The sequence below is a fragment of the Burkholderia sp. PAMC 28687 genome, assembly GCF_001577465.1.
In the GTDB taxonomy this organism is placed as follows: domain Bacteria; phylum Pseudomonadota; class Gammaproteobacteria; order Burkholderiales; family Burkholderiaceae; genus Caballeronia.
On record NZ_CP014505.1, the window covers coordinates 2,983,941 to 3,009,337 of the forward strand.

Below are 25,397 nucleotides of genomic sequence, written 5' to 3' on the forward strand. Positions count from 1 at the left end.
TTCACAACGTCTGCGACCCGGTAATCGGGCCGCAGGCCGAAACGTCAGTTGAACATCAGCGCGGTCAGCAAAAAGTCCAGTCCGAGCACGGCAAGAGACCCGTACACAACCGTTTTTGTGGTCGCGCGCGATACGCCTTCCGGCGTGGGCTGCGCTTCGTAGCCCTGGAACAGCGCGATGAACGTGACCGCAAAGCCGAACACAATGCTCTTGATCACGCCGTTGCCGACGTCGCTCCAGACATCCACGCCGCCCTGCATCTGCGACCAGAACGCACCGGAATCCACGCCGATCATCAGCACGCCCACTACATATCCGCCGAAAATGCCGACCGCGCTGAAAATAGCCGCCAGTACCGGCATGGCGATGATCCCGGCCCAGAAACGCGGCGCCACGACCACCTTGAGCGGATCGACGGCCATCATTTCCATGGCGGTGAGTTGCTCACCCGCCTTCATCAGGCCGATTTCCGCCGTCAGCGACGTTCCCGCGCGGCCGGCAAACAACAGGGCCGTGACCACGGGACCCAGTTCACGCACGAGCGACAGCGCCACCAGCAGCCCAAGTGCTTGCTCGGAGCCGTACCGGTTGAGGGTTAGATAGCCCTGCAAACCCAGCACGAAGCCGACGAACAAGCCCGACACGCCGATAATCAGCAGCGAATAATTGCCGACGAAGTGGATCTGTTTCGTGACAAGGCGCGGGCGGCGCAGCAACGGAAAGAATTCGACGACCAGGCGCAGGAACATGCGCGTCGCGTATCCGATCGTGCCGAAGCTGCCGAGCACCGAGCGTCCGATGGCGCTGATCATGCCTTTGCTCCGATACCAAAGTCCGCCGCGAGCGGCGTCGTGCTTGGATAGTGAAATTTGAAGGGACCGTCGGGCGCGCCGTCGATGAATTGCCGCACCGAGGGTTCCTGCGACGCCCGCAATTCCGCCGGCGTGCCTTCCGCCAGAATCCCGCCGTTCGCGATGAAATACACGTAATCGGCAATGGCGAACGACTCCGGCACATCGTGCGTGACGAGAATGGACGTCGCGCCCAGCGCGCTGTTCAACGTGCGGATGAGGTTGGCCGTAATGCCGAGCGAAATGGGATCGAGGCCGGCGAACGGCTCGTCGTACATCATCAGTTCGGGGTCGAGCGCGATCGCGCGGGCAAGCGCCACGCGGCGCGCCATACCGCCCGATATCTCCGATGGCGACAGATCCCGCGCACCGCGCAGCCCGACCGCATTGAGCTTCATCAGCACGAGGTCACGCAGCAGTTCCTCGGGAAGATCGGTGTGTTCCCGTAACGGGAACGCGACATTGTCGAAAACAGTCTGGTCGGTGAAGAGCGCGCCGAACTGGAACAGCATGCCCATTTTCCGGCGCAGTTCGTAGAGGCCGTCGCGCGTCTGCGCGCCGACGTCCTTGCCGCCGAAAAGCACCTGGCCTTTTTGCGCCTTCACAAGTCCGCCGATCAGGCGCAGCACGGTCGTCTTGCCACAGCCGGAGCCGCCCATGACGGCCACGACCTGACCGCGCTTGAAGCGCATGTTGAGTTTCGACAGGATGAGCCGGTCGCCGTAGCCGAAATCGACGTCGCGAAGCTCTAGCAAAGTCTCGGGAGAAGCTAACACAGGGGCTGACAATCCTTTTACGCAAGAGGCCGAATTATAGGGCCTGTGCGCTTGCAGCGACGTGACGGTCCCTTTCGACTGATCAAAACATATGAAGTATTTTCCGATTCGGCTGCATTATCGCGCGAATTCCTGTTGCAGCGCAGAAATGGCGGACGCGAGCTCTGGCGCCTCTGTAATGGCGCGAACGACTGCTGCGCTTCCTACACCGGTCGACAACACTTGCTGCAGCACGGAACAATTCACGCCGCCAATAGCAACAAGCGGAACAATGCCGTCGAGCAAGCGCACATATCGTGCCAGACGTGACAAACCTTGCGGCGCGGTTGGCATGACCTTGGTCGTTGTCGGAAATACCGCACCAAGCGCAAGATAGCTCGGTTTGAAATGCAGCGCCTTCAGCATTTCGTAGTAACCGTGCGTCGACAGCCCGAGGCGCAGCCCGGCTTCTGCGATGGCGTTCAGGTCGGCCGTATCGACGTCTTCCTGCCCAAGGTGGACGCCGTAAGCGCCGGCGCGGACCGCTGCCTGCCAATGATCGTTGATGAACAACTGGGCGTCATGTTTGGCGCCCGCAGCCACCGCACGCTCGATTTCCTGCTTCAAATCACCAGAATCGGCCGATTTACGGCGCAATTGCACCGTCCTCACTCCGTGGTCTAGAACCTGTTCAACCCATTCCGCGCTTGGCAGCACGGCGTACAGGCCCAGCCGGTCCGGGCAATGCGGGAAGGGCTTCGACGGTGCGGACGGCAAATTTGCCACCTTCGGGAAGGTGTAAAAGTCCACGGGCCAGGCATCGAGTTCGTCCAGGTTCGATGGGCGCCAGGCGAGCGCCAGCACAAGCGCGTCGTGCGGTTCGAATCCGCAATCCAGGAACGCGGCCAATGCTGCGAGCCAGTCGTCCGACCATTCGCCATCGAGCGCGTATTCCACGCCATCGAGCTGCAGCGTCGCGTGGCCCGCGGTGGCGGCCAGCAAGCCCACGCCATCCGCCGCCTCTGTGGAGGAACCGCCGCCCACGATCAAATCCCCCTTCAGCGGACGATCCGGCGCGCTCAAGCAAATCCGCCATTGCTTCGATGCCGCCGGCCAGTCCCCCAGGCGCCGGCGAATTCGCTCGGCGGCTTCCAGGAGTTCGTCGGCGGGTGGCCAGAATATTTCTCGATCCTGCGACAACAAACTCATGCAGCACTCCCGTCTTGATGCCAGAACGGCATGCCGACAACCGGCGTGCTCGCCTGCGCGCTATCGCGCTCGGCCATTGGACCTGCCAGATAGGCCATCCGCCCCGCCTCGACGCCCAGCGCAAACGCGCGGGCCATCTGCGGCGGAAACGTGGCCTGCGAGACGGCCGTGTTCAGCAACACGCCGTCGAAACCCCATTCCATTACCTGACACGCATGCGACGGCACGCCCAGACCGGCATCGACGATAAGCGGCACATCCGGCAACCGCTCACGCAACGTGCGCAATCCGTAGGGGTTCGTCACGCCCTTCCCCGTGCCGATCGGCGCGCCCCACGGCATCAGCGCCTCGCAGCCGACATCGAGCAGACGCCGGCCGATCACCAGGTCCTCTGTGCAATACGGCAGCACCTTGAAGCCTTCGCGGATCAGTATTCCGGCGGCTTCGACCAGGCCAATCGGGTCGGGCTGAAGCGTGTAGTCGTCGCCGATGAGTTCGAGCTTGAGCCAAGGAGTATCGAAGAGTTCGCGCGCCATTCGCGCTGTGGTGAGCACTTCGTCCACCGTCTGGCAGCCCGCTGTGTTCGGCAGCAATGCGACGCCGTGGCGCTTCAAGACATCGAAAAAACCGGCTTCACCCGTGTTCGACTGGCGCCGCAATGCGACGGTGACCATGCCGGGACGGGCGGCATCGATGGAATCCGACAGCGATTGCAACGACGGATAGCGCGAGGTCCCCAGCAATACGCGGCTCGGGAAAGACGTGCCGTAGAGCGTGAGGGTATCGGCGGTGGTGATCGTGGAGGTCATGATCGATCCTTTTATGAATGCTCAGCCGCCGGCGACCGGCGAGACGATATCGAGCTTGTCGCCGGCATTGAGCGCCTTCGATGCATGCTCGCCGCGCGCCACGAACTGGCCGTTCAGGGCCACGGCGAACGGCGGCTTCGCGCCGAAAGCGGCAAGCGCGTCGGTGACGGTGGCGGCATCGGAGACGGAAAACGGCTGCTGGTTGATGTGAATGTTCATCATGAATCTCAAAGCACGGACGCCGCGTGTTCGCAGCGCAGCAACGCGGACCAGCGGGCCTGCTGGCGCCAGTCATCGAAGGAATCGGGGTTATTGATCGCGCCGCCGAGCAACGCTTCGGCGAGCGCGCGGGCGGTGTCCGCGACTTCGGGCGCGATCATGTAGCCGTGCCGGTATAAACCATTCACGCGCAAGGTTCGTGCGCCGTCCCAGACAACCGCCGGCCGGTGGTCCGGCAAGGTCGGGCGGCATTGCGAATTCAGCTCGAGAATGCGCGCCTCGCCAAAACCCGGATGCACCGCGAACGCGGCGCTCAGCAGTTCCAGCGCGGATCGCACGGTGACCGGCGACATGTCTTCGCCCTCGACTTCGGTCGCGCCGATCACGTACAAATCGTTTTCCTTCGGCGCGATGTAAAGCGGATAACGCGGGTGCAGCAAACGCACCGGCCGCATCAGGCCGATACCCGGCGCATGCACGCGTGCGACTTCGCCCCGGATGCCTCGCAACGCCGGCCACGCGGGTTTGCCGCCGAGACCACGGCAATCGATGACAAAACGCGCGTCCGGCATCGTATCGATCGTTGTGTTCCAGTGAAGCTCGACGTTGCGCTCCGCGAGTCCTGCCGCGAGTGCAGTCAGGACCTGGCGGTTATCGAGCTGGCCTTCATTGGGGAGCAGCCAACCCTGCGGGAAACGTGTGCCGAGCGATGGTTCGGCGGCCGCGACCTGAGCGCCGGACAGCTTGACGAAGCCGTCCTGAAACAACGCCGGTGGCGCATTCGCCCGCAAGCGGCGTTCGAACAGCGGCGCCTCGGCGCGATCGCCAGCATGCCAGACGACCAGCGTGCCATTGCGCTGGAAGAACACCGGTTGTGGCAATTGCGCGATCAACTGCGGCCAGCGCTCAAGCGACGCCGCCCCGAGTTCCGTGATCAGCAATTCGGCGCTGGCCGCTTCGGCGAGCGGCGCGAGCATCGCCGCGGCCACCCAAGCCGCCGACTGGGTGCCCGCTGCATCGCCTCGTTCGTACAACGCCACGCGATGCCCCGCGCCCGCCAGCAGCCACGCGATCAGCCGCCCGCACAGGCCGCCGCCGACGACGGCAAAGTCGGGCTGGGCAGACACGAACGGATTGGATCGCATAACAGTATTCACGATGACGATGCCTCCTCAGCAAACGCTGCAGAACGGACAGGCGCGCACGAAGCACAAGGAAGTCGATGTCGGGAGAAATGCCCGTTTCGAGCCCTGACTGAACGCGCGGCGCATCAAACATGTTCAGGGACGAAACCACGGCGAGAATGCAGCCGGCGCGCACGAAATGCGGATTGCGGGCCAGCCAGAACTGGAAGAAACAGAAAACCCCATGCGGGTTTCCGGAAACTTCCCTCGCCGGTATTACCCGGATCGGGTGCAAAGGGACTCTCTCAGCCTCGCCGCGCGTTTCTCCACTTTTTCAAACCCGGAGACGCGTGCCGAAGCACCCCTGTTTCGTCAACAATCATTAAAACATAAAAACGAAACGACCCGCAAACAAGCGGCTCTCATACTAGCGACCCGAACAGGGAAAAAGCCCGCCTTTCTTCCCTTTCGTTGGAGCCCGGCGCACTCTGGCACAATGCCGCGAACGCCGATGCATGTTGCAATTGCACGGATACAGCGAGAATTAAGGAGCAGTTAAGGCGCGCCCGAAACAATGCTCCGGCGCGCGCCGCCTTTGCTGATTGCGTACGATCCCAGGCCACCGCCAAGTTACAAACCTGCCGCCGAGCCGGCACGTCCTCAGGAAGCTCATGACCATCACACCTCCAGGCAACACAGAACAAAACGCCGACAAAGTGTCGGCGTGGAGTCTCATCAAGCCTTATTGGGTATCTGAAGAACGCGGCATTGCGTGGCTTTTGCTGGTTGCGATCATCGCGATCAACATGACGGTCGTGTACATCAACGTCCGCCTGAACAAGTGGAACGGGGACTTCTACAACGCGCTGCAGACCAAGAACGTCCACGACTTTCCGCACCTGCTGATGATCTTCACCGGTCTTGCGTTTGCGTACATCCTGCTCGCGGTTTACGGCCGGTATTTGCGGCAGATGCTCGGCTTCCGGTGGCGTCAATGGCTGACACATCGCTACCTCGAACAATGGCTCGGCGACAAAGCCTTCTACCGCATAGAACGCGATCGTCTCGCCGATAACCCCGACCAGCGGATCAGCGACGACCTCCAGTCGTTTGCCACGACGACGCTGGCGTTATCGCTGGATTTGCTGTCCACGCTCGTGACGCTCGCCACGTTCATCACCATCCTGTGGTCGCTCGCCGGCGCGTTGAGTTTCTCCGTGTTCGGCACGGCCGTCACCATTCCGGGCTACATGGTCTGGGCCGCTGCGGGATATGCCGTCATCGGGTCGCTCCTGATGCAACGCTTCGGCCATCCGTTGGTATCGATCAATTACCAGGCGCAGAAAGTGGAAGCAAACTTCCGCTTCGGCCTCATCCGCATTCGCGAAAACGCCGAGCAGATCGCGTTCTACGATGGCGTCGCGACCGAGACCACGACCGCCAAGGGCATCTTCCAGACGATCCGCCAGAACTACTGGCAGATCATGAAATACACCAAGCGGCTCACCTTCGTACTGGCGTTTTATAGCCAGGTAGCGAACATCTTCCCGATCATGGTCGCCGCGCCCCGCTACTTCGCCGGGTTTTATTCGCTCGGCGTGCTGATGCAGATCAGTTCGGCGTTCGGCACGGTCAGCGACTCGTTTTCGTGGTTCATCAATAGTTACTCGACCTTGGTCGAATGGCGCGCGACCGTGAACCGGCTGCGCGAGTTCAAGCGCGTGATGCGCTCCACGCACATCAAGGAAGCGATTTCGCCGGCAACCGTGCATGGCGGCATCAACCTGCATTACGCGAGCACGGATGCGCTGATAACGAAGGGATTGAAACTGGCCTTGCCCAATGGCAAGCCGCTCGCCAGCGTCGCCGATGTCACCGTCAAGCCGGGTTCGCGATGGCTCGTGCAGGGTCCATCGGGTTCAGGCAAGAGCACGTTGATGCGCGCGCTGGCCGGCTTGTGGCCGTTCGGCGATGGCACCATCGATGCGCCCGTCGATGCAAAGCTGATGTTCATCCCGCAGCAAAGCTACTTGCCGATCGGCACGTTGAAGGCGGCGCTGAGCTATCCGTCGGAGGCGTCCATTTTCTCCGATGACGCCTGCCGCGAAGCGCTGCGCGTCTGCAATCTGGCTGCGTACGGCACGCGGCTGGAAGAGTCCGGTCATTGGGCGAAGATGATGTCGCCGGGCGAACAGCAACGGCTTGCTGCGGCTCGAGTGCTGCTGCACAAGCCGGACTTCATCTTCCTCGACGAAGCGACCAGCGCCCTCGATGCCGAGAACGAGATGCTGATCTATACGGCGTTCATCGACGCCTTGCCGAACGCCGCGATTGTCAGCGTCGCGCATCGGGAATCGGTCTCCGGGTTCCATGAAAACCGGATCGATATCGAGCGCGCGGCGGTGGAAAGTATCCCGGCGTAGCGCACCGGTTATTGCGTGTTTGGAAAAGCGGGCGCTTGCTGACCCGCTTTTCGCATTTTTGGACGCCGTAGAATGTCTCGCCGCCCTTGCAGAAGCGGGCATTGAACAGGAGACGGGATGCGAGCGTTCGAGTGGTTCACCGAGTTGACGACGCGCGAGCGCCGCACGCTTTACGCCGGGTTCGGCGGCTATGCAGTCGATGCCTTCGACTTCATGATCTACTCGTTTCTCATTCCCACGCTGATCGCCACGTGGGGCATGACCAAGAGCGAAGCCGGGATGATCGCGACGAGTTCGCTGATTTCATCGGCGATTGGCGGATGGCTCGCCGGCATTCTCTCCGACCGATACGGCCGCGTGCGTGTGCTGCAGTGGACCATCGGCTGTTTTGCGTTCTTCACGTTTCTATCCGGCTTCACCCATTCGTTCGGGCAGTTGCTTGTCACGCGTACGCTGCAAGGCGTGGGCTTTGGCGGCGAATGGTCGGTCGTGACCGTGATGATGGCCGAGACGATCCGCTCGCCGCAGCATCGCGCGAAAGCGGTCGGGACCGTGCAGAGCAGCTGGTCGTTCGGATGGGGCGCGGCCGCCATTCTCTACTGGGCGTTTTTCGCGTTGCTGCCGGAGGATACCGCGTGGCGTGCGTGCTTCTGGATCGGTATCGTGCCGGCGTTGTGGATACTTTATATTCGCCGCAATGTCAGCGATCCCGATATCTTCCTGGCGACGCGTCGCGCCCGCGATGCCGGCACTGAAACGGCCACGTTCTCCGATATTTTCAAAGGCCCTTATCTCAAGACAACGATACTCGGCAGCGCGTTATGCACCGGCATGCTCGGCGGTTATTACGCGATCACCACGTGGCTGCCCACCTACCTGAAGACCGAACGGCATTTGTCCGTGTTCAACACGAGCGGTTATCTCGTGGTGCTGATCGTCGGCTCGTTTCTTGGCTATGTGTTCGGCGCGATTCTTTGCGACAGGATCGGACGGCGTGCGTCGTTCGTGCTGTTTGCCATCGGCTCATTTTTGCTCGGCATGATCTACACGATGATCCCCATCACCGATCACGCCATGTTGCTGCTCGGCTTTCCGCTCGGCATTGTCGTGCAAGGGATTTTCGCGGGCGTGGGGGCGTATTTATCAGAGTTGTATCCGAATGCGATTCGCGGATCGGGACAGGGATTTTGCTACAACCTCGGACGCGGGCTTGGATCGTTCTTTCCGATTCTTGTCGGCGTGTTTTCGCAAGGCATGTCGCTCGTCAAGGCAATAGGCGTGGTCGCGGGGACAGGGTATTTGCTGGTGATCGTCGCGGCGTTGTTGTTGCCGGAGACAAAGGGGAAGGCGCTGAGTTGAGGCCGCCTTTTTTTCTTTTTGCGCGGCCTCGTTCGGCTTGGCTGCTTAATCCACCTCGAAGATCTCGCGTCCGTTCGTCGGCTGCACCGGGCGTTGATTTCCATTATAGAAATGATGCATGGCATCGAGTTGCTGCTTTGTGATCGTCATCGGTTCCTTGAACTCGATCCACGTCACACCTTCCGTGCAAGGCGGCGTTGTGAGTGATCCACTGTAGGTGTAATAACCCTTGTTTTTAGGTAGCAAGTCGAGTGGATTTACCGTCACGGCAGTCACTTTCATCTCAGCACCCGCCTCGTTTGGGACGCGATCGAGCATCGCCTGGATGACAGGGTTCGCGCGCTCGCCGAGCTTGAATTGCACGGCTAATACGAGCAGCCTGCCATCGGCGGAACTGTGCACAAGGTGAGCGTCCATCACGCTTTCCTTGCCAGCGAAACGCTCTTCGCCTGGCGAGTGGAAGTGGAATTGAACGAGTTGATAGGCGTGATCGCCGAGGGTGATGCTGTCAGTGCCGGGCGTTGCGTTGAACTGAACCGCGTGACCGGTATTGACGATATCGATGGGAAGCGGCGCATAGTTGATCTTGAGGCGCGGCATGTCGGCGGGCGCCTTTTTCGCGCCTTCGATGTTGATCGGCGATTCAGCGCGGCCGCTTTCGCATGCGTGGAAGGCTTCGCTCAAAGCGCCCCAGTGCGCGGGGCCGTGGTTGCCGGTATAGGTCCAGCCGTGGTTTGTTTCTGCCGCGGATGTCGTTAGTGAAACGAAGGCGGTAATTAGGATTGCGCCGCTGGACTTCCACTTGATCTTGGTCATGCCGTACCCCCGGAAATGTGAGGGCGTTAGCATGCGCCGGGGTTAGAGCGGGGGATATCGGAGAAGTCGTAATAGCGGGTTGTGGAAATGGAAACGGTGCCGACCGCCAATAAAAAACCGGGCTCACCCTCGAGCCCGGTTTTAACAAACCGCAACGATAAACCAAACCCTTATCGCGGCAATTCGCTAGACCCCATCAAAAATGCATCGACCGAACGTGCGCACTGCCGGCCTTCGCGGATCGCCCACACGACCAGCGACTGGCCACGGCGCATGTCGCCGGCGGTGAAGACCTTCGGCACCGACGTGAAGTACGCCTTCTCGCCTTCGGTCAAAGCCTTCACGTTTCCACGCGCGTCTTTATCGACGCCAAACGCTTCAAGAACCGGCGAGGTAGGCTGCGTAAAGCCCATTGCGAGCAGCACCAAATCGGCCTTCATTTCGAACTCCGATCCCGCCACTTCCTGCATCTTCCCGTCCTTCCATTCCACGCGCACGGCAATCAGCTTCTCGACCTTGCCGTTCTTGCCTTCGAAGCGCTTCGTCGCTACAGACCAGTCGCGCTCGCAACCCTCATCATGCGACGACGACGTACGCAACTTGATCGGCCAGTACGGCCAGACGAGCGGCTTGTTCTCGACTTCAGGCGGCTGCGAAAGCAACTCGAACTGCGTCACGCTCTTCGCGCCATGCCGGTTCGATGTCCCTACGCAATCCGAACCCGTATCGCCGCCGCCGATCACCACGACATGCTTGCCCTTGGCAATCAACTGATCGGCAACCGTATCGCCGGCGTTGACCTTGTTCTGCAGCGGCAGGAATTCCATCGCGTAATGGATGCCCTGCATTTCGCGACCCGGCACCGGCAGGTCGCGCGGCGTTTCGGAACCGCCGGCAATGACGACGGCATCGAATTGTTCGCGCAGTTCGTCGGGCGTGATGGTTTCACGCGCCGTGTTCGCAATATGCCCCGGCAACGGATCCTTGCCGATAAACACATTCGTCCGGAACGCCACGCCTTCGGCTTCCATCTGGCGCATGCGGCGATCGATGAGCCATTTCTCCAGCTTGAAATCAGGAATGCCATAACGCAGCAACCCGCCAATGCGATCGTTCTTCTCGAACACCGTCACCTCGTGACCGGCGCGCGCAAGTTGCTGCGCAGCGGCCAATCCCGCAGGACCCGATCCAACCACGGCCACCTTCTTGCCGGTCTTGTGCTTCGACGGCAAAGGTGCAACCCAGCCTTCGGTCCAGGCTTTATCGATGATCGCGTGTTCGATCGACTTGATGCCGACGGCATCGTCATTGATACCGAGCGTGCACGCCGACTCGCACGGCGCCGGGCAAATGCGGCCCGTGAACTCGGGAAAGTTGTTCGTGGAATGCAGCACTTCAATGGCCGACTTCCAGTCCTGACGGAATACCAGATCGTTGAAATCCGGAATGATGTTGTTCACCGGACAGCCGTTGTTGCAGAACGGAATGCCGCAATCCATGCAGCGCGCGCTCTGGATCTTCGCGTTCTCGTCCGACAGTGCGTGAACGAATTCCTTGTAATGCTTGACGCGGGCGAGCGGCGCTTCATACGTCTCATGCTGGCGCTCGAACTCGAGAAAACCGGTTGCCTTGCCCATATGGTTCTCTTTCTCTGTATTGGGGGTTGATCCACCCCTCGGCGTCTGGCGCCGAAGGGCCGTACTAAGGATTAAGAAAGCTCAGGCGGCGATCGCGTCTTTCGCTTTCTTCGCGCCCAGCTCGCCGAGCGCCCGCTTGTATTCCGTCGGGAAGACCTTCACGAACTGACGGCGCGACGCATCCCAGTTCTCCAGCAAAGCCTTCGCGCGCGGCGAACCGGTGGTCTGGAAGTGCCGCTCGATCAGCCCCTTGAGCAACGCTTCGTCGGTCTGGCCGGTATGCCACAAAGCGCGGTCGACCGTACGCTCCTGTTCGGCTTGCTGCAGGACCGGATCGAGCGCGACCATCGCCTTGTTGGCCTTGCCGCCGAACGTGCCGTCCGGATCGTAGACAAACGCCACGCCGCCCGACATGCCCGCCGCGAAATTGCGCCCCGTTTCTCCGAGCACGACAACCGTGCCGCCAGTCATGTATTCGCAACCGTGATCGCCCGTGCCTTCGACAACCGCCGTCGCGCCCGAGTTACGCACGGCGAAACGCTCGCCCGCGACGCCGCGGAAATACGCTTCACCTTCAATCGCGCCGTACAGGACCGTGTTGCCGCAGATGATGTTTTCTTCCGACTTGCCACGGAAATCGTTCGTCGGGCGAATGATGATGCGGCCGCCCGACAAACCCTTGCCGACGTAGTCGTTGCCATCGCCGACGAGATCCAGCGTGATGCCCTTCGCCAGGAACGCGCCGAAACTTTGCCCAGCCGTACCCTTCAACTGGATATGGATGGAGTCATCGGCGAGACCGTCATGGCCGTGCTTGCGCGCGACGAGCCCCGACAACATTGCACCGACCGTGCGGTTCACGTTGCGTACCGGCTGGATAAACGAGACGTGCTCGCCCTTCTCGATCGCGGCCCGCGACTTCTCGATCAACACGTGATCCAGCGCCTTCTCAAGACCGTGGTCCTGCGTCTCGACGTGCTTCGTCGCGATGCTGCCGTCGTTCGGCACTTGATAGAACACCTTCGAGAAGTCCAGACCCTTCGCCTTCCAGTGCTCGACGCCCTTCTTCGTATCGAGCAATTCGGCGTGACCGATCAGGTCATCGAACTTGCGGATGCCCAGTTGCGCCATGATTTCCCGCACTTCTTCCGCGATGAAAAAGAAGAAGTTCACGACGTGTTCCGGCTGTCCCGTGAACTTGGCGCGCAGAACCGGATCTTGCGTTGCAACACCGACCGGGCACGTGTTCAGGTGACACTTGCGCATCATGATGCAACCCTGCACGACGAGCGGCGCGGTCGCGAAACCGAATTCATCGGCGCCGAGCAGCGCACCGATCACCACGTCGCGGCCGGTTTTCATCTGACCGTCGGCCTGCACGCGGATACGCCCGCGCAGACGATTGAGCACGAGCGTCTGCTGCGTTTCAGCCAAACCCAGTTCCCACGGCGTGCCCGCATGCTTGAGCGATGACAACGGCGAAGCGCCCGTGCCGCCATCGTGGCCTGCGATCACGACGTGATCCGCCTTTGCCTTTGCAACGCCAGCGGCGACGGTTCCAACGCCCACTTCCGACACGAGCTTCACCGACACGCTCGACGACGAGTTTACGTTCTTCAGATCGTGAATGAGCTGCGCCAGGTCTTCGATGGAATAGATATCGTGGTGCGGCGGCGGCGAGATCAGGCCCACGCCCGGCACCGAATAGCGCAACTTGCCGATGTAATCGCTGACCTTGTGGCCCGGCAGTTGTCCGCCTTCGCCAGGCTTCGCGCCCTGCGCCATCTTGATCTGGATCTGATCAGCCGACGACAGATACTCGGCCGTCACGCCGAAACGTCCCGACGCCACCTGCTTGATCTTGGAGCGCAGCGAATCGCCATCCTTCAGCGGGATGTCGGTGACGACTTCGTCGCCGATGACCGAGCGCATGGTGTCGCCGTTCTTGATCGGAATGCCGCGCAGTTCGTTGCGATACCGGTTTGCATCTTCGCCGCCTTCACCCGTGTTCGACTTCCCGCCGATACGGTTCATGGCCACAGCCAGCGTCGCGTGCGCCTCCGTGCTGATGGAACCCAGCGACATCGCGCCCGTCGCAAAACGCTTGACGATTTCCTTCGCCGGTTCCACTTCATCGAGCGGAATCGCCTTGGTGGGATCGACCTTGAACTCGAACAGGCCACGGAACGTCATGTGACGCTTCGTCTGGTCGTTGATCAGGTGCGCATATTCCTTGTACGTCTGGTACGAATTGCTGCGCGTGGAATGCTGCAGCTTGGCGATGGCATCCGGCGTCCACATGTGCTCTTCACCGCGCACGCGATACGCATATTCACCGCCGGCATCGAGCATGGTCGCGAGGACCGGGTTCTCGCCAAACGCCTCACGATGCAAACGGATCGCTTCCTCGGCCACTTCGAAGATGCTGATACCGCCAACCTTCGATGCCGTGCCCTTGAAGTACTTCTCGACCAGATCGCTCGACAAACCGACGGCTTCGAAAATCTGCGCGCCCGTGTACGACATGTACGTGGAGATGCCCATCTTCGACATGACCTTGTACAAGCCCTTGCCCACGGCCTTCGTGTAGTTGTAGATGGCTTTGTCGGCGGAAAGATCGCCTTTCAGGCCTTCCGCCATTTGCGCGAGCGTTTCAAGCGCCAGGTACGGATGCACGGCTTCCGCGCCGTATGCAGCCAGCAACGCAAAGTGATGCGTCTCGCGCGCCGATCCCGTTTCCACGACCAGGCCCGTGCTCGTGCGCAGGCCATGCTGCACGAGATGCGTATGAATGGCGGACGTGGCGAGCAGCGCCGGAATGGCGAGATTGTCGCGATCCATCTTGCGATCCGACACGATCAACATGTTGTAGCCGGACTTCACTGCATCCACGGCTTCCGCGCACAGCGAGGCGAGGCGTGCTTCAACGCCTTCGTTGCCCCACACGACCGGATAGCAGATGCTCAGTTCGTACGAGCTGAACTTGCCGCCGGTGTATTTGTCGATGGCGCGAATCTTCGCGATGTCCTTGAAGTCGAGCACGGGCTGCGAGACTTCGAGACGCATCGTGGGGTTGATGTTGGTGGTGTCGAGCAAGTTCGGCTTCGGGCCGACGAACGACACCAGCGACATCACCATGTTCTCGCGGATCGGGTCGATCGGCGGGTTTGTCACTTGCGCGAACAACTGCTTGAAGTAGTGATACAGCGTCTTGTTCTTGTTGGACATGACCGCCAGCGGCGAGTCGTTGCCCATTGAACCGACGGCTTCTTCGCCCAGTTGCGCCATGGGGGCCATCAGGAACTTGACGTCTTCCTGCGTGTAGCCGAACGCCTGCTGACGATCCAGCAAAGCCGCGGCTTCGCGACGCTGGGTATCGACTTCTTCCGCCTTAGGTTCGATCTCGTCGAGCTTGATGCGCACAGCGTCGATCCAGCTCTTGTACGGCTTGCCGTTCGCGAGGTTGTCCTTGAGTTCCTTGTCGTCGATGATCCGGCCTTGCTCCATGTCGATCAGGAACATCTTGCCCGGCTGCAGACGCCACTTCTTCACGATCTTCGATTCCGGCACAGGCAGCACGCCCGCTTCCGATGCCAGGATGACGAGGTCGTCGTCCGTGATCACGTAGCGCGCCGGACGCAGGCCGTTACGGTCGAGCGTGGCGCCGATCTGGCGGCCATCGGTGAACGCGATTGCGGCGGGGCCGTCCCACGGCTCCATCATGGCCGCGTGATATTCGTAGAACGCGCGACGGTTGTCGTCCATCAGCGTGTGCTGTTCCCAGGCTTCGGGAATCATCATCATCATGGCGTGGACGAGCGGATAACCCGCCATCACGAGCAATTCGAGGCAGTTATCGAACGATGCCGTGTCCGACTGGCCCGGATAGATCAGCGGCCAGAGTTTCGGCAGGTCGTCGCCCAGCACGTAGCTTGCGATCGCGCCAGTACGCGCGTTCAGCCAGTTGACGTTGCCCTTCACGGTGTTGATTTCACCGTTGTGCGCAATCATGCGGTACGGGTGCGCGAGTTCCCACGCAGGGAACGTGTTCGTGGAGAAACGCTGGTGCACGAGCGCAAGCGCCGACACCGTGCGGTCGTCCTGCAGGTCGCGGTAATACACGCCGACCTGGCCGGCCAGCAACAGACCTTTATAAACGATGGTGCGCGCTGACATCGACGGCACGAAGTATTCCTTGCCGTGCTTCAGCTTGAGCGCCTGGATGCGGTGGCTGGCGGTCTTGCGGATCACGTACAGCTTCCGCTCGAGCGCGTCGGTCACGACAATGTCCTTGCCGCGGCCGATGAAGATCTGGCGGATCAGCGGTTCGCTTGCTTTCACGGTCGGCGAAATCGGCATGGTGGCGTCGACGGGGACATCACGCCAGCCGAGCACGATCTGGCCTTCCGCCTTCACCGTGCGTTCGAGCTCCTGCTCGCACGCCAGACGCGATGCGTGTTCTTTCGGCAAAAAGATCATGCCGACGCCGTACTCGCCTTCCGGCGGCAACGTCACGCCCTGCTTCGCCATTTCCTCACGATAAAACCCGTCGGGGATCTGGATCAGGATGCCCGCGCCGTCGCCCATCAGCTTGTCGGCGCCAACAGCGCCCCGATGGTCGAGGTTTTCAAGGATCTTCAGACCCTGCTGGATGATTTCGTGGCGCTTCTTGCCTTTGATATGCGCAACGAAGCCAACGCCACACGAGTCGTGTTCGTTCTCAGGGTCGTACATGCCCTGAGCGGCGGGAGCGGAACCGAGAGTCGGCGGCAATTGATCGTTCATGGGTCACCGTGTTCTGTGGGGGGCCGAGAGCGGCCGTTGAACATGCTTTATGCGTTGCTCGTGCCACGGTCAGGGCAAGACCTGGAACCTGACGATCGACACGAAGCCGGTCGTACAACGGACGCAATGCGTCCCGAACCGCCGGAAAACGAAATATACGCGATCAATCAAACAGTTGGCAATGAAAACGCTATGATCTGGCACCTATTATCGAGTTGGTGCATGAAAACTTGATTTAATTGGTGTCACATCAAGTTCGATGAAAATAAAACGGCATGCCGATTTTTATCGTCATGCCGTTGGTTCATTCTTCAGTTCTTGCTCAAAAGTCCGTTATTGCGTCTGTGGTGTTTCGCGAATCTTGCGGGGCCGGCCACGGGGCAGCGGCGAGACGCGCCGGTTGGCTGCGCGCGCCGCCCATTCGCGGTAAGAATCGCTGCCGAGCACCCAGCCCTTGAGTGTCGCTTGAAGGAGACGGTTGGCTTCGCGTTCATCGAGCGGTTGCTCGCACAGCTCGAGATAAGCGCGCTGGCGCTCGAACGGAGTGTTGCCGAGCTTCCAGAAAAGCGCATGGTCGGTGATCAGGCTGTCGAGCGTCAGGCCGATGTGATGCCGGTAGCTCGACCACTTGTAGTCTTGCGGCGTGCCCGCGAGACCCGCCTGCACCGGCGCCATCTCGACCACGCGGCTTGCGAGCAGGAAGTAGGTTTCACCTTCGATCACCGTTGCGCGGTAGCGGCCCTCCCATAGCGTGCCGCGACGGGCGTACCGTCGGTTGAAGTGCGCGACGTAGCGCCTGCCGACCGCCTGCATCGCTTTGGGCAGACTTGCTTCGTCGCGGGGCGTGACGAGCAGGTGCACCGCGCCGGGCATGAGCGCGTAGGCGTGGATGGCGAGATTGTGGTCGCGGGAAGCCGTGCGCAGACATTCGATAAAAAGCTCGTAGTCCGGAGCATCGATGAAAGCGGGCTGCTGGTCGAGACCGCGCAAGATGACGTGCTGCGGCTGTTCGGGAACGTAGAGTCGTGCAAGCCGTGCCATTCTGGATTTTCCGTTGGTCGGGCGTTGATCGGTTTCGGGGAGTTCCGGCGGCGCTCCGGGGGTCCGTCTAAACGATATTCTGGGCCACCTTGAATTTTTTCGTTGAGATGCCGGCGATTCGCATCGACGAGGGAACTCAGGTGTACGAGACAGTTTTACGTATAGCGCTAACCCATTTGGAGCCGGCATTCCTCTTAGGGAAAACGCTTTGCGGTGAAACGTGGTTTGTTTCAATTGTTCTGTTCATAATTAGCGTGCTTTCTCGGAGGAGCACTCAATGAAAATAAAACAGGTAGTGACGGGGGTTGCAGCATTTACCTGCATCACGGGCGCAGCACATGCCCAGTCGGCAAATACTTTTTACTTCACCACAGGCTGGTTCCACTTTGCACCGCTCTCGAGCAGCGGTCCGCTCAAGGAGACCAGCGTGGGTGGATCGCCGGTTGGTATCGAGGTGCCCAACACGGGCGCCAGCCTCTCGAATGGTGATACGGCAGGTTTCACTGCGGGCTACTTCGTCACCGACCATATCGCCGGCGAGTTCGTACTCGGCATTCCGCCCAAGTTCGATCTCAAGGGTGACAAGAGTTACTCCGGTTACGGCACGATCGGAACGGCCAAGCAATGGAGTCCGACGTTTCTTCTGAAGTATTACTTCATGCAACCACAGGCCAAACTGCGCCCGTACGTGGGGATTGGCGTAACGCGGGTGTGGTTCACCGACGCCAAGATCACGAATACGGGATTTGAAAGCAACGTGCTGCATGGTCCGACCGACGTATCCACGGATCGTTCCTGGGCTCCCGTGTTTAATGCAGGTCTTACTTATTCGTTTTCGGAACACTGGTTCGCTGGCTTCTCACTCTCCTTCGTGCCCTTGCATGCCACTGCCAAGCTGACCACGCAAGCCCAGACGCCCGTTGGACCGCTGACCGTCAAGACCGAGGCGAAGCTCAGGCTGAATCCGATCGTGACGTATTTGAACGTTGGATACCGGTTCTGACGCTCCGGGTTGAAGCCATAGCAAGCAATAGCAAGAAACAAGCGCCGTCGCGGGTGAAACGCGGCGGCGCTTTGTATTCATCGGCTTGTAAAAATGACCCGGATATTGTGTCAGCAGGTAGGTGCCAGCGCACTTTCTACCCTTTCGTCCTCTTTTCAATTGATCAAACGCCTTGTGCGGCAAGGCTTCAGCGCGCATTGTTGAACCCGACAAGTGAACCGGCATCCAACTTGCTCACCTCTAGCGTTTCCGCCAACTTAAGGTTGCGGCCCATCCACGATTCATCCATCGACGGAGCGATCCTATGAACGCCTTTCCCAATACGCGAGACGCCATCGGAGATTCATGGAACTCCACCAGCCGCCGTGCTCGCCGGATTTCACGGCACAGCAGCGACGCGGCGCAGGATATCGGCGGCGAACTTCGCACGCTGATTTCAAAGATTGAAGAAACGTTGTCAGAAGGGACATCGGCGGATGTCGCCGCATTGCGTACTCAGTTGAGCAAAAGCGTGGATTCGGCGCGCGCCCGCTTGAACGACACTCAAGACGCAGTACGCGCCCGCGCCAACGCAGCGCTGACCGATGCGGACACCTATATTCACGAAAAACCCTGGCAGACCATTGCCCTGGTCGGTGGCCTCGCGCTCGTCGCGGGCGTGCTGCTGGCTCGCGCCCGATAAGTTTCAGCGATGCGAAAAAACGCGCCGGGAAATTCCCGGCGCGCGTTTTTATTTGTCGTCTGCTGACGGAATTATCCGAGGAAGTCCACGCCAATCACATCGATACGATCCGTACAGATCGCATCCACGCCCCACTGCGCGAGTTCGCGAGCGCGGGCCGGTTCATTGACCGTGTAGGCGAGAATCCGCAAGCCTGAGTCCTTGATCTCGCGGACCAGGGCCTCATTGAGCGTCGTGTGGTCCGCATGCAACGACACGCATGACAGCGCGGCGGTCTGCGCGCGCCAATCGGCGGGAATCTCCTCGTAGAGCATTCCGCGCGGCAAATCGGGCGCGGCTTCGGCGGCGGCCTTGAGTGCATCGTACGAAAACGATGACAACAGCGGCGCCGGCTCGGCATTGGCCCATAAGCGCGCCGCCTCTTGCGCGACCAGAACGCCGGTTTCCACGTCGCGCCCTTCGCACGGCTTGATTTCGATGTTCGCGGCAAGGCCGTGCGAGAAACAACGCTCGGCGACCTGCGCGAGCGTCGGCATGCGTGCGCCGGCGAAACGCGGATCGAACCACGTGCCGGCATCGAGCAGCTCGATTTCCTCATAGCGCATCGCTTTCGCGGGTCCGCGACCATTCGACGTCCGGTCCACCAGGTCGTCGTGCAGCAGGAACACGACGTTGTCAGCCGATAACTTCGCATCGAATTCGATCATCTTCAGGCCGAGCCGTGCGCCGGTATCGATTCCGTCCAGCGTGTTTTCCGGCGCGACCTTGCCGCCGCCGCGATGCGCGACGATGCGCGGATAAGGCCAGATTTTCATCGTAATTCGTCCTTTTTCAGTTCACGCGCCGCCCGGTCTGCGGATCGAAGATATGCAGGCGATGCGCCGGCAGCGCCACTTCCAGCGCCTCGCCACGTGCCGGCCGATGCTCGTGCGGCAAACGCACCGCGACGTCGTGATCGCCCCAGCGGCCGTGAGCGAGGTTGTCGGCGCCAAGCAGCTCACAGGAATCCACGGTAAGCGACACATGCGCGCTCTGCTGCTCCGGCAGCATGTGTTCCGGCCGGATGCCCAGCGTCCACTCGCGGCCCTTCAGGTCCTGCGTCAGCGCATGCATGCCGGCGAGCGGGAGGCGCGGCCCATTGCCGGCGACATCGAAAGTCGAACCGTCATCCGACACGCGTCCTTGCATCAGATTCATGGCCGGCGAGCCGATAAAACTCGCCACGAAAACAGTCGCCGGGCGTTCATAGACTTCGGTCGGCGGTCCGATCTGTTCCGCGTAGCCGCGATTCATCACGATCACGCGCTCCGCGAGCGTCATGGCTTCGATCTGGTCGTGCGTGACGTACAGGCTCGTGGTCGAGAGCCGGGCGTGCAGCCGCTGAATCTCCAGCCGCATCTGCACGCGCAGCTTTGCGTCGAGATTGGAGAGCGGTTCATCGAACAGAAACACGGCCGGTTCGCGCACGATCGCGCGGCCCATCGCCACGCGTTGCCGCTGCCCGCCCGACAACTCGCGCGGTTTTCTCTGCAGCAGCGGTTCGAGCTCCAGGATCTTCGCCGCGTTCTGCACACGCCGGTCGATATCCGACTTGCCCACGCCGCTGATCTTCAGCGCGTACGCCATGTTCTGCGCGACGCTCATGTGCGGATACAGCGCGTAGTTCTGGAACACCATCGCGATGTCCCGATCCTTCGGCTCGAGCTTGTTCACCACCTTCTCGCCGATGGAAATCGTCCCTTCGGACACGCTTTCGAGTCCCGCCACCATCCGCAGCAACGTGGATTTTCCGCAGCCCGACGGACCGACCATGACGACGAATTCGCCATCGGCCACTTGCACGTCGATGCCGTGCAAGACGAATTGCTTGCCATCGTATGTTTTCTTGACGCCTTGAAGGCTTAGTGCAGCCATCGACCCGCCTTCATTTCAGTGCGCCCGCGACCGTCGCAAAATGCGCGACCGCGATGCCCGGTTCATAGAATTTGTGCAGCAACTCGCGCCATTTTTGATAATCGGCGGAATTGCGAAAGCCGTCCTGATGCGCCGCGACGGTTTCCCAGCGGACCAGCAGAACGTATTGCGAACCGTTGCCGGCGTCGGCGCCGCGCACGAGTTCATGCGAGAGGTATCCCGGCTGCGCCGAGATGATCTTCGCGGCTTGCGCGAACGCTGCTTCGAACGCAGCTTCCTCGCCGGCCTTGACCGGCAATTGAGCGACTTCAAGGATCATTGAGTGAGCTCCATTATTTTTCGGAATCGACAAGACCACGCACGAACCAGCGCTGCATGCTCAGCACGACAGCGAGCGGCGGCAACATGGCGAGCAACGTCGCGGTCATCACGAGATGCCACTCGGTGGCCGTGTCGCCCGAACCGATCATGCTCTTGATGCCGACGACCGCGGTTTGCATCGACTGGTCGCTGCTGATCAGGATGGGCCACAAGTACTGGTTCCAGCCGTAGATGAAGGTGATCACGAAGAGCGCGGCAATGTTGGTCTTCGAGAGCGGCAACACTACGTCCCAAAGGAAACGCAACGCGCCGGCGCCGTCGATGCGCGCCGCCTCCATGAGTTCATCGGGCAGCGTCATGAAGAACTGGCGGAACAAGAACGTCGCCGTCGCCGATGCAATCAGCGGCAGCGTCAACCCCGCGTACGTATTGCTCATGTGCATCGATGAAACCACTTGCACCGTCGGAAAGATCCGTACTTCCACCGGAAGCATGAGCGTGATGAAGATGAGCCAGAACGCGAGGTTCTTGAACGGGAAACGGAAGAACACGATGGCATACGCGGACAGCATCGAAATGACGATCTTCCCGATGGAAATCACGAGCGCCATGACCAGGCTGTTCATCAGCATGCGGCCAAACGGACTTGCCGCGCTGCCGCTGCCATGCGTCCAGATGTGCGCGACGTTCTCGAACAAATGCGTACTTGGCACGAGCGACAGCGGCACGTTGAAAACTTCCGCTTCGCTCATGGTGGCCGCGCAAAACGCGATGTACACCGGAAACACGACCAGCACCACGCCCACGATCAGCACCGCGTGGCAAAAGAGGTCGAAACCGCGACGGTTTTCGATCATGAGTACTGCACCCGACGTTCAATGAAACGGAATTGCACGACGGTCAGCGCCACCACGATCACCATCAGCACGACGGACTGCGCGCCGGAACTGCCGATATCGAGGCCCTGGAAACCTTCGGCAAAGATCTTGTAGATGAGGGTCTTCGTGGATTGCGCAGGGCCGCCGCCGGTTGCCGCATCGATGACCGGGAAGGTATCGAAGAAGGCGTAGACCACGTTCACGGTCAACAGGAAGAAACTCGTTGGCGACAACAACGGCAACGCAATTCCGAAGAAACGCCGGACGGGACCTGCGCCGTCGATAGCCGCCGCTTCGATCAGCGAGCGCGGAATGGCTTGCAGCCCGGCGTAGAAGAACAGGAAGTTGTAGCTCACCTGTTTCCACACGGATGCCAGCACCACGAGGAACATGGCCTGCGAGCCGTTCAACGCATGGTTCCAGACAATGCCGTATTTCGCGAGCGCATACGTCACCAGTCCAATACTCGGATTGAACAGGAACGACCACAACACGGCGGCAATGGCCGGCGCCACCGCGTACGGCCAGATCAGCAGCGTCTGATAAGTCTTGGCGCCGCGCGTCACGCGATCGGCGCATGCCGCAAGCAGCAGCGAAATGACGAGCCCCGATACGGTGACGAGCGTGCAAAAGATGATCGTCGTGTTGAACGACGACAGATACAGCGGATCCGTGAAGATCTGCTTGAAGTTCGCCAGCCCGACGAACTCGCTCGACGTCCCAAAAGCATCCTGCGTCTGCGTGGCCTGCCACAACGCTTCACCCGCCGGCCACAGGAAAAAGATCGCGGTGATCGCGAGTTGCGGCGCGACCAGCAGGTAAGGCAGCAGGCTTGTATTGAACCGCGATCGTTTTTCCATGGCGCGCTCTTAGCTTCCTGCCTTTTCGAATCGGCGCAGCAGATCGTCGCCGCGCGATACGGCTGAATCCAGTGCGTCCTTCGGCGTCTTCTTTCGCGCCCAGACTTGTTCGAGCTCCTCGTCGACGATCGTGCGGATCTGCGGCATGTTGCCAAGACGCAGGCCTTTCGTGAACGGTAACGGCGGCTTGTTCAACATCTGCTTGATGGCGGTATCGGCGCCGGGATTCTTGTCATAGAAACCCTGCTTTTGCGTCAGCTCGTACGCGGCTGTCGTGACCGGCAGATAACCCGTGTCCTGATGCCATTTGGCCGCAACCGCCGGCGACGTCAGATACGCCAGGAACTTGGCGACGCCCTTGTACGTTGCCGCGTCCTTGCCCGACAGCACCCAGAGACTCGCCCCGCCGATGATCGCGTTTTGCGGTGCGCCCTTCACGCTTTCGTCGTACGGCATCATGCCCGTGCCGAAGCTGAACTTCGCGTACTTCTTGATGTTGGCAAGCGAGCCCGACGAGTTGGTCACGATGCCGCAATCGCCGCTGTAAAACTTCGATACCGCTTCGTCCTTCCGGCCAACGTAGGTGAACGTGCCGTCCTTGGCCATGTTCTGCAGGAATTGAATGTGCGCGATCTGCAGCGGCTTGTTGAATTCGAGCACGGCGTCGGTGCCGTCAAAACCATTGTTCTTCGATGCAAACGGCGCACCGTGCCACGCGCTGTAGTTTTCAAGCTGAATCCAGCTCTGCCAGCCCGACGAATAACCGCACATGCCGGCCGCTTTCAGCTTCTTCGAATCGGCTTCGAGTTCGCCCCATGTTTTCGGCGCATGCGTCGGATCTATGCCGGCCTTCTTGAACGCGTCCTTGTTGTAGTACAGCACGGGCGTGGAGCTGTTGAACGGCATCGAAATCAACTGGCCCGTCTTGGCGTCGCTGTAATAGCTGGCGATGGTCGGCACGAATGCTTTTTCGTCGAGCGGAACGCCGGCTTGCTTGAAGACATCGGACACGGGAATCACGGCTTTCTTGGCCTGGATCATCGTGGCCGTACCGACTTCATAGACTTGCAGGATGGCCGGCGCGTTGCCGCTGCGGTACGCCGCGATCCCGGCCGCCAGCGTCTGGTCGTAGCTGCCCTTGAAGACCGGCACGATCTTGTAGTCGCTTTGCGACTTGTTGAAGTCGTTCGCGATGTCGTTCACGCGTTCGCCGAGCGCGGATTCCATTGCATGCCAGAACTGGATTTCTGTTGCGGCCTGCGCCTGGCTTGCGCCAAACGTCAAAGCGGCAGCGAGGGAAATGGCGCTGACCAGCAGCTTGCGACTACTCATGAGTTACGTCTCCTTGGACCCGGGTGAAGTGTGCGTGTCTTGCGCGTGAGGGAAGCTCGAAAAACCCTCGAATGCGCGATTCTAGTTATCGTCGATGACGAACAGACGTCCGTATTCCTTCAGCGCGTACCGGTCCGTCATGCCCGCAATGTAATGCGCGATCAGCCGCGCCTGCGTTGTGTTCCCGGCGGCCGCGCCGCCGTGAGTATCGTTCGCCGATTCTTCCGTGACCAGCGCACGCGCCTGGTAATCGGGCGGCAACAGGCGCGGGTCGTCAATGAACGCCTTGAACAGGCCGCTCACCACGCGCTGCGCCTTGTTCGCCATGCGCATCACGCGGTAATGGCGATACAGGTTCTTGTACAGGAAGCGCTTGAGTTCGGCAGCCTGTGCCGCGACGGCGGCCCCGTGCGTGACGAGGGCGGGTGCATTGCGAACGTCTTCGATGGATTGCGGATTGACGCGCGCCAGGTTCTCGCTCGTCGATTCGATCAGGTCCACGATCAGCGTGTTGATGATCCGCCGAATGGTCTCGTGAATCAGCCGGCGTCCTTCGATATCCGGATATTCAGCGCGCGCCGCTTCGTAATGCGTCTGCCAGAGCGCCACGTTCGAGAGCTGCTCGAGCGTGATCAGGCCGGAGCGCAGGCCGTCGTCGACATCGTGATTGTTGTACGCGATCTCGTCGGCCACATTCGCGATCTGCGCTTCTATCGACGGCTGTTTGCGCTTTAAAAAGCGTTCGCCCAGTTCGCCGAGCTTCAGCGCGTTTTCACGCGAACAATGCTTGAGAATGCCTTCGCGTGTTTCGAAGCACAGGTTCAAGCCATCGAATGCGCCATAGTGTTCTTCGAGTTCGTCGACAACCACGAGGCTTTGCAAGTTGTGTTCGAACCCACCGTGCTCGCGCATGCATTCGTTCAGCGCGTCCTGTCCTGCATGGCCGAACGGCGTATGGCCGAGATCGTGCGCGAGCGAAATGGCTTCCACCAGATCTTCGTTCACGCGTAGATTGCGCGCGACCGAACGCGCGATCTGCGCGACTTCGAGGCTGTGTGTGAGGCGTGTGCGAAACAGGTCGCCTTCGTGATTCACGAAAACCTGAGTCTTGTATTCGAGCCGTCGAAAAGCAGTCGAATGAACGATGCGATCGCGGTCGCGCTGGAATTCACTGCGTGCGACGGGCGCTTTTTCTTCGAAGCGGCGGCCGCGAGATTCGGCGGAATGCGCGGCGTACGGCGCGAGATGCGCCTCGAGTGCGAATGACGTCGGTGTGATGCTGGAAACCTGAAATGTCTTGTCGCTCACCGGCTGCTCCGAATCATCGTCATGTCCTGCCTGGCAATCGCCGCGCTTGAACGCAGCATCAACCGCGTCCG

21 protein-coding genes and 1 riboswitch are annotated in these 25,397 nt (G+C 60.5%); of the genes, 4 read left to right on the top strand and 17 right to left on the bottom strand.

Annotated features, from left to right (window positions below):
• Positions 1 to 44: 44 nt before the first annotated feature.
• From mlaE to AX768_RS13940, 6 genes are all read right to left on the bottom strand, one after another.
• On the bottom strand, positions 45 to 812 hold the full coding sequence (gene mlaE, locus AX768_RS13915; protein WP_056355557.1) for a lipid asymmetry maintenance ABC transporter permease subunit MlaE: 768 nt from the start codon (positions 810 to 812) through the stop codon (positions 45 to 47).
• A complete protein-coding gene (locus AX768_RS13920; RefSeq protein ID WP_062000450.1) occupies positions 809 to 1,627 on the bottom strand; it encodes an ABC transporter ATP-binding protein in 819 nt (272 codons plus the stop codon). Before AX768_RS13920 ends, mlaE begins: the two co-directional genes overlap by 4 nt.
• Before the next feature lie 117 nt (positions 1,628 to 1,744).
• Entirely contained in the window at positions 1,745 to 2,815 is a 1,071-nt protein-coding gene (gene thiE, locus AX768_RS32030; protein ID WP_082778833.1) for a thiamine phosphate synthase, read from the bottom strand.
• Positions 2,812 to 3,624 (bottom strand): thiazole synthase, encoded by an 813-nt coding sequence (locus AX768_RS13930; RefSeq protein WP_056355552.1) that lies wholly within the window; start codon positions 3,622 to 3,624, stop codon positions 2,812 to 2,814. Before AX768_RS13930 ends, thiE begins: the two co-directional genes overlap by 4 nt.
• 21 nt (positions 3,625 to 3,645) lie before the next feature.
• Positions 3,646 to 3,843, bottom strand: a complete 198-nt coding sequence (thiS, locus tag AX768_RS13935) for a sulfur carrier protein ThiS (RefSeq protein WP_062000997.1) — start codon at positions 3,841 to 3,843, stop codon at positions 3,646 to 3,648.
• Between the two features lie 8 nt (positions 3,844 to 3,851).
• Entirely contained in the window at positions 3,852 to 4,988 is a 1,137-nt protein-coding gene (locus AX768_RS13940) for an FAD-dependent oxidoreductase (protein WP_062000451.1), read from the bottom strand.
• 224 nt (positions 4,989 to 5,212) lie between these two features.
• A riboswitch (TPP riboswitch) is annotated at positions 5,213 to 5,343 on the bottom strand.
• Between the two features lie 295 nt (positions 5,344 to 5,638).
• Here AX768_RS13940 and AX768_RS13945 point away from each other — a divergent pair.
• Together AX768_RS13945 and AX768_RS13950 are read left to right on the top strand one after the other, a co-directional pair.
• On the top strand, positions 5,639 to 7,390 hold the full coding sequence (locus AX768_RS13945) for an ABC transporter ATP-binding protein/permease (RefSeq protein WP_062000452.1): 1,752 nt from the start codon (positions 5,639 to 5,641) through the stop codon (positions 7,388 to 7,390).
• A 117-nt stretch (positions 7,391 to 7,507) separates the two neighbouring features.
• A complete protein-coding gene (locus tag AX768_RS13950; RefSeq protein WP_062000453.1) occupies positions 7,508 to 8,749 on the top strand; it encodes an MFS transporter in 1,242 nt (413 codons plus the stop codon).
• A 45-nt stretch (positions 8,750 to 8,794) separates the two neighbouring features.
• On the opposite strand, the gene AX768_RS13955 is transcribed toward AX768_RS13950, so the two are convergent.
• The 4 genes from AX768_RS13955 to AX768_RS13970 all read right to left on the bottom strand — a co-directional run bounded on the left by AX768_RS13955 (position 8,795) and on the right by AX768_RS13970 (position 17,028).
• Positions 8,795 to 9,565, bottom strand: a complete 771-nt coding sequence (locus AX768_RS13955; protein WP_062000454.1) for a carbonic anhydrase — start codon at positions 9,563 to 9,565, stop codon at positions 8,795 to 8,797.
• Positions 9,566 to 9,735: 170 nt separating this feature from the next.
• Entirely contained in the window at positions 9,736 to 11,202 is a 1,467-nt protein-coding gene (locus AX768_RS13960; protein WP_062000455.1) for a glutamate synthase subunit beta, read from the bottom strand.
• Between the two features lie 81 nt (positions 11,203 to 11,283).
• Positions 11,284 to 15,987, bottom strand: coding sequence for a glutamate synthase-related protein (locus AX768_RS13965; RefSeq protein ID WP_062000456.1), 4,704 nt, complete (start codon positions 15,985 to 15,987; stop codon positions 11,284 to 11,286).
• Between the two features lie 333 nt (positions 15,988 to 16,320).
• Complete coding sequence (locus AX768_RS13970; RefSeq protein ID WP_062000457.1) at positions 16,321 to 17,028, bottom strand: transposase; 708 nt, start codon at positions 17,026 to 17,028, stop codon at positions 16,321 to 16,323.
• A gap of 277 nt (positions 17,029 to 17,305) precedes the next feature.
• Here AX768_RS13970 and AX768_RS13975 point away from each other — a divergent pair, with 277 nt between their 5' ends.
• Together AX768_RS13975 and AX768_RS13980 are read left to right on the top strand one after the other, a co-directional pair.
• Positions 17,306 to 18,031, top strand: a complete 726-nt coding sequence (locus AX768_RS13975) for an OmpW/AlkL family protein (protein ID WP_062000458.1) — start codon at positions 17,306 to 17,308, stop codon at positions 18,029 to 18,031.
• A gap of 304 nt (positions 18,032 to 18,335) precedes the next feature.
• Positions 18,336 to 18,713 carry a DUF883 family protein gene (locus AX768_RS13980; protein WP_062000459.1) on the top strand — a complete coding sequence of 126 codons (378 nt, stop codon included), beginning with the start codon at positions 18,336 to 18,338 and terminating at the stop codon, positions 18,711 to 18,713.
• Positions 18,714 to 18,784: 71 nt separating this feature from the next.
• Here the strand turns inward: AX768_RS13980 and ugpQ are convergent, their stop codons facing one another.
• The 7 genes from ugpQ to AX768_RS14015 form a co-directional block, all read right to left on the bottom strand.
• Positions 18,785 to 19,528 (bottom strand): glycerophosphodiester phosphodiesterase, encoded by a 744-nt coding sequence (ugpQ, locus tag AX768_RS13985; RefSeq protein ID WP_062000460.1) that lies wholly within the window; start codon positions 19,526 to 19,528, stop codon positions 18,785 to 18,787.
• A gap of 16 nt (positions 19,529 to 19,544) precedes the next feature.
• A complete protein-coding gene (locus AX768_RS13990) occupies positions 19,545 to 20,627 on the bottom strand; it encodes a sn-glycerol-3-phosphate import ATP-binding protein UgpC (protein WP_062000461.1) in 1,083 nt (360 codons plus the stop codon).
• Between the two features lie 10 nt (positions 20,628 to 20,637).
• Complete coding sequence (locus AX768_RS13995) at positions 20,638 to 20,946, bottom strand: antibiotic biosynthesis monooxygenase family protein (RefSeq protein WP_062000462.1); 309 nt, start codon at positions 20,944 to 20,946, stop codon at positions 20,638 to 20,640.
• Positions 20,947 to 20,959: 13 nt separating this feature from the next.
• A complete protein-coding gene (gene ugpE / locus AX768_RS14000; RefSeq protein ID WP_062000463.1) occupies positions 20,960 to 21,805 on the bottom strand; it encodes a sn-glycerol-3-phosphate ABC transporter permease UgpE in 846 nt (281 codons plus the stop codon).
• Entirely contained in the window at positions 21,802 to 22,686 is an 885-nt protein-coding gene (gene ugpA / locus AX768_RS32785) for a sn-glycerol-3-phosphate ABC transporter permease UgpA (RefSeq protein WP_062000464.1), read from the bottom strand. Before ugpA ends, ugpE begins: the two co-directional genes overlap by 4 nt.
• Positions 22,687 to 22,695: 9 nt before the next feature.
• On the bottom strand, positions 22,696 to 24,018 hold the full coding sequence (gene ugpB, locus AX768_RS32790; RefSeq protein WP_062000465.1) for a sn-glycerol-3-phosphate ABC transporter substrate-binding protein UgpB: 1,323 nt from the start codon (positions 24,016 to 24,018) through the stop codon (positions 22,696 to 22,698).
• A gap of 81 nt (positions 24,019 to 24,099) precedes the next feature.
• Entirely contained in the window at positions 24,100 to 25,326 is a 1,227-nt protein-coding gene (locus AX768_RS14015) for a deoxyguanosinetriphosphate triphosphohydrolase (protein WP_062000466.1), read from the bottom strand.
• Positions 25,327 to 25,397 lie beyond the last annotated feature (71 nt).